Genomic DNA, 966 nt, shown 5'->3' on the forward strand with positions numbered 1-966 from the left:
CCTTTTGTCAAATATTGCTCCAGCTCTTTTACAAGGAGAAAGCGAATAGTCGCAATTCTTTCTTGTCCAGGCATTAGATCTTCGCCCTCAAAATTTATATTACCTATATAAGTCCGCTGTAATTTACCTTCTGACGTATATTCAAACACGTGATTGGGGCTATATCCTGAGATGATGCCTGTTTTTCGACCGCCTTGCTCAGTAGGTGTTCGCTTTATTCTTGCCTTGACTATCAATAATCCATATTGGTTGGTAAGCTCTTTAATGCTGGCAAGGGTGTATTTGTCATATGCCATTACGTCGAACACTTTTGACACGCCCGTATCCAACCATCGTTTGTAGATAAGTTTGCCATTCATGAACAAGTGGAGCTCATTTTCTGAAAAATCTTTAAATATCATTTTGGGCGTTTTTATATTTAGTGTCTTGGATTATTTCTAAAACTCTTTGCAATCTCTAGCCTTTAAATTCTTCAATCAGTTTCTTCGCAATAGGTATATCTGCCGGAGCGAGTTTCCAGTCTAATAGATCGCTAACCTTTACCCACTCGAGTTGATCATGATCGGTAGATTCTGAAGCTATATTCTCGGTCTCGCAAATGAACGAGATCAATTTGATAGCGCCATTATCGTACTGATGTACAGTATCGAAAAAGTGCTGTTTGATTTTGACTTTCAAGTTGAGCTCTTCGATCAATTCCCGAAGCAGCGATTCTTCATTAGATTCACCATCCTCAACCTTACCGCCAGGGAACTCCCAATAGCCCCCTAAAGACTTTTCAGGTTTCCGTCGACAAATCAGAACAAGATCATCTTTGAATATAATCCCGCAAACAACTGTGATAAGATCCATAGTTATTGAGATTTTATTATCGTTAACTCGCCATCATCAAATCCCACCGTTATTGCTATCGCTTGGGCAAAAATTGAAGTTTTGAAATCTTCGGATTTTACATATGCTTGAACT

At 38.9% G+C, this 966-nt stretch carries 2 protein-coding genes; both read right to left on the reverse strand.

Annotated features, from left to right (window positions below; genetic code table 11):
• Positions 1–401 (reverse strand): hypothetical protein (locus GVK91_RS27140; protein WP_159732744.1); only part of this gene is annotated, 401 nt, incomplete at its 3' end.
• 55 nt (positions 402–456) lie between these two features.
• Entirely contained in the window at positions 457–852 is a 396-nt protein-coding gene (locus GVK91_RS27145; RefSeq protein ID WP_159732747.1) for a (deoxy)nucleoside triphosphate pyrophosphohydrolase, read from the reverse strand.
• Between the last annotated feature and the right edge of the window lie 114 nt (positions 853–966).

Source organism: Sphingobacterium sp. 18053 (assembly GCF_902706145.1).
Taxonomy (GTDB): Bacteria; Bacteroidota; Bacteroidia; order Sphingobacteriales; family Sphingobacteriaceae; genus Sphingobacterium; species Sphingobacterium paramultivorum.

What these genes read in the sequence shown, in the direction of transcription:
- GVK91_RS27145 (WP_159732747.1), bottom strand. Translation starts at nt 852, where the DNA reads ATGGATCTTATCACAGTTGTTTGCGGGATTATATTCAAAGATGATCTT.